This is a genomic window from Priestia sp. P5_B4 (assembly GCF_056400385.1).
Genome location: NZ_JBFULJ010000293.1, coordinates 1 through 4,334, shown reverse-complemented (window position 1 = coordinate 4,334; position 4,334 = coordinate 1). Strand labels below are relative to the sequence as shown.

Below are 4,334 nucleotides of genomic sequence, written 5' to 3'. Positions count from 1 at the left end.
AGGTTTTAGATGCTTGTTATTTTTGTAATACCAGCCTACTGACCATGACACCATCACCCAAATAAATCGTAGTACAAGCAAAAAGACAGTAATAATCAAAATATAAAGAAGCACTTGTCCATTATTAAAGTTTGGATCTTKAATAATTGCTTTCGCCACTTTAGGTATTTGCAGACCAAGCAGTACAAACACCAAGCCATTTAACAAATATAAAATAACCGTCCAAGTACTTTTTGATACTACTTTAAGCTGCTGATTAGGTGATTCCTCTCGGTCACGCTCAATCGCATGTACAATGCCGCCTGCTACAACTGCCAAGATTCCTGATAAATGAAAATGTTCAGCAATGTAGAAGACAACAAATGGAGTTAGAATTTGTATTAACATATGAATCGTAATATCTTCCATTCCTAAACGTCGAACAAGTACACGCAATCTGATAATCAAAAAAGCGATAAATGCTCCTACAAACAAACCGCCCAGCGCTACCCAAAGGAACTGAAATGTAGCATCTACTATCGAAAAGACGCCCGTTACGGTAGCAGCTACTGCTACTTGAAACGCTACCAGACCAGAGGCATCATTCATCAGCCCTTCGCCTTCCAGCAAATGCATAATTCGCTTAGGGAGCTTTACTCGGCTCGCCATAGCTCCAACAGCCACTACATCTGTCGGGGACAAAATAGCAGCTAGTGCAAATGCCGCCGGTAACGGAATGGAAGGAATGAGCCAATTGATTAGATATCCCCCTACTGCCACCGTTACAAAAACCAGTCCCAGCGCTAGTAATAAAATAGGTGTACGAAGCTTCCAAAGAGCAGCTCTTGACACGTTTTTTCCATCATTAAATAATAGCGGGGCAATAAATAAAATAAAAAATAACTCAGGCTCTAAATGTACATCTCCGCCAAATGGCAAGATAGCAAGCCCTGCTCCCAAAGCTATTTGAACTAATGGAACAGGAATAAATGGTACAAAATGATTAATGATATTAGATAGACCAATCAAAGCCAATAAGACTAATATCGTCAGAAAAAATTCCATAAAAACAATCGACTCCTACTTCTATTTACATCCTTTTAAAGGTATCACGTTATCTCTTTTCATTCATTTTATAGTGTTTAGTTTACGCTTTTTGTGCCAAAAAATGTTGTGGGTTATTAAAAAGTGCTCTTTCTTTTCGGTAAGTTTATTTCTGCGGACATTAAGGGAACAGTATACATGATATTCTTTATTTACCATATAAATCAGCTCATCAAACTTTTATAAGGGAGGTGTTCCCTTATCCGTTTCAACGGGGTAAGGAGATAAATTTGGAAACAGTAAATGTCATTTTATTCATCGTATTAATCATATTAACAGCCTTTTTTGTTGCAACGGAATTTGCCGTCATTAGGGTACGGTCGACTAGAATCGACCAGTTAATTGAAGAAGGAAACCGGAACGCTTTAGCAGCAAAAAAAGTAGTATCAAATTTAGATGGTTATCTTTCAGCCACACAGCTAGGCATTACGGTTACCGCACTGGGTCTAGGCTGGATAGGTGAACCTACGGTAGGTCATTTATTAGAGCCGCTTATTGACATGCTTCCTTTTGCTGCATCACTTTCGCATGTCATATCTTTTGTTCTTGCTTTTTCGGTTGTCACATTTTTAAATGTGKTAGCTGGGGAACTTGCGCCCAAAACAGTGGCGATTCAAAAAGCCGAACAAGTGACGCTGTTATTTTCCCGTCCTCTTATTCTTTTTTCTAAGTTACTTTATCCGTTTATTTGGCTTTTAAACCACTCCGCAAGAGGCGTTGTCGGATTATTCGGCCTGAAGCCAGCTTCTGAAAATGAAGTAGCTCATAGTGAAGAAGAACTTAGAATTATTTTATCTGAAAGCTATGAGAGCGGTGAAATTAATCAATCGGAATTTAAGTTCATGAATAATATTTTTGAATTTGATAATCGTACGGCTAAAGAAATCATGGTGCCTCGTACAGAAATTGTTAGCGTATCAGCAGATGAAACGATAGAAGAATTCTTAAAAATGGCTAGAGTAGAGCAATATACTCGCTATCCAGTAGTTGTAGATGGAAACAAAGATCAAGTGGTGGGATTAGTTAATATTAAAGAAATATTAGCGGATTACATAAAAGAAGATGATATTAAACCACGTACCGTGCAAACGTATATGAAACCCATCATTCAAGTCATTGATTCCATCGCTATTTACGACTTATTGCTTAAAATTCAAAAAGACAGAATTCACATGGCCATCTTAATAGACGAGTACGGAGGAACAACAGGGCTTGTAACGGTAGAAGACATTTTAGAAGAAATTGTTGGTGAAATTCGTGATGAATTTGATGATGATGAAATACCGGACGTACACAAAATTAATGAAAATCACTACGTACTCGATGCGAAGGTGTTGATTGAAGAAGTAAATGACTTACTCGGAACAAATATTGAGCAAGAAGACGTTGATACCATTGGCGGCTGGATGCTGACCGAAAAGTTTGATCTTGCTAAAGGTGACAGCATCACAAACGAAAGTTTTTCATTTAAAGTCATTGATATTGAACATCACCATATTAAACGAATCGAAATAACAAAGGAAAAAAGTACGGATAACAGCTGATTATCCGTACTTTTTTTGATGCTCTTTTTTAAATGTCAAGTACTCTTTATTCTCTCGTACCTCCTTCCATTTTTTCATAAAAATAGCCGCCGATTTTGCTTTTTGTTCATCAATTTGCCGTTCATTACGCTCTCCGTCTTTGCTGTATTTTTTTCCGCCTTTGTAGTTCGCGTAGCGCCTGGATCGCGTATATCCCATTTGGAGAAATTTCCGGGCCATGTCCATTCCAACAAAATCGCTTTTTTCTTTGTAGGTTAAAAAAAGCTGATAAATGGCGTCCGCGGATTCCTCAGCAATTTCAGGTGTTCGAAAACGCCAATGAGGAAGAATTTCACTTTTATACGGCTCCACAAGGAGAACTCCTTGTTCTCCTTTTCCTACTCTATACTTTTCAGGATGTTTTCTAAAATCGATATGCTCAAAGTCAAGTGAATAATCAAATGCCACGGCTCTCCCCTCCTTTTTGATTTCTACCCCTTACAAATGAATGATAAAACTTTTCTTAAAGAAGTTTTTCACATGCAGATGCGGGTAATAATAGGTGGATAAGTATAACTAACTTTTTTCTCCATGCTAAAAGAAGGCCGAACTTATTAAATCATGATACGGGAGATTTCGTTATGTCAATAAAGCTACAGCAAAATCGAATCAAAGCTAATTTTTGGATCACTCCTTCTATATACGGAATCGTTGCTTTTGTTTTAGCCACTATTAGTACGTTTATAGACCGATTTTTAACAGCTCATAAACAGTGGTTAAAATTAGTTCCTTCTGTATTTCTAACGGATAAAGAGCTTGCTCATACTATTTTGAGTTCAGTATCAAATTCCTTATTAACGATGACGACGATTACTTTTTCTTCTGTTTTAGTGGTACTGACTACGTTTGTAGGCCAGTTTTCTCCTAGAACGATTCAAAATTTTAATACAGATGCCAAAACTCAGCGCGTGCTTGGCACTTTTATCGGTGGGTATGTGTACGTGCTTGTACTGCTTATTCAAGTTCGAAGCAATCAAGTCAGCAACACTTTCATTGTTCCTTCACTAGCCATTTTGGTAGCTTTCATTTGTCTAGGTATGTTTGTATTTTTAATTCATCATGTTATTAACTGGATTAAAGTCGGCAACTTAATTTCAAACATTGCCAAAAAAACGATGCTAACCATTGAAGAACGGCAGCTAGAACAGCAAAAATCACTTCAATCAAAAAATGAAGAACAGCTTAATTTTGATAGTGAAAACACGCTGCAAATTAAAAGTAACAAACAAGGATATATTCACTATATTGAACTCAAGCATTTAACTACACTAGCATCTAAATGTAATGTTATTGTGAAACTTGAAAAAGCACCCGGTGAGTACGTCGAAGAAGACACACCTCTGCTAAGGGTGATCCATCACGATCAATCATTAGAACACGAAAAATTTCTTCATTGTTTGTTTATTACAAATGATCAAGAATCGATTCAAGATGTGAAGTTAGGGATTCAAAAGCTGAGTGAAATTGCATTAAGAGCTATTTCACCCGCTATTAATGATCCTGAAACAGCCATTAACTGCATTGAACAGCTCACGCAAGTGTTTATCAAACTTGGAAAAAGCTATTCTTCTTCTCCTTATTATTACGATGAAAAAGGATGCATTCGCGTCATGCTAGAAAAACCTTCTTTTATGGATTATTTGTACAAAGCGTTCTATCAAATTCGCC

At 37.1% G+C, this 4,334-nt stretch carries 4 protein-coding genes; 2 read left to right on the top strand and 2 right to left on the bottom strand.

Going from position 1 to position 4,334, the window contains the following annotated elements; translation table 11 throughout:
- The coding region (locus tag AC1DRF_RS17810; RefSeq protein WP_477741294.1) for a cation:proton antiporter at positions 1 to 1,044 on the bottom strand (1,044 nt) is incomplete at its 3' end.
- Between the two features lie 269 nt (positions 1,045 to 1,313).
- Between AC1DRF_RS17810 and AC1DRF_RS17805 the strand changes: the two genes are divergently transcribed.
- Positions 1,314 to 2,627, top strand: coding sequence for a hemolysin family protein (locus AC1DRF_RS17805; protein WP_477741293.1), 1,314 nt, complete (start codon positions 1,314 to 1,316; stop codon positions 2,625 to 2,627).
- On the opposite strand, the gene AC1DRF_RS17800 is transcribed toward AC1DRF_RS17805, so the two are convergent.
- Positions 2,628 to 3,074, bottom strand: coding sequence for a DUF4385 domain-containing protein (locus AC1DRF_RS17800; protein ID WP_013083648.1), 447 nt, complete (start codon positions 3,072 to 3,074; stop codon positions 2,628 to 2,630).
- Positions 3,075 to 3,247: 173 nt separating this feature from the next.
- Here AC1DRF_RS17800 and AC1DRF_RS17795 point away from each other — a divergent pair.
- The coding region (locus AC1DRF_RS17795) for a DUF2254 domain-containing protein (RefSeq protein WP_477741292.1) at positions 3,248 to 4,334 on the top strand (1,087 nt) is incomplete at its 3' end.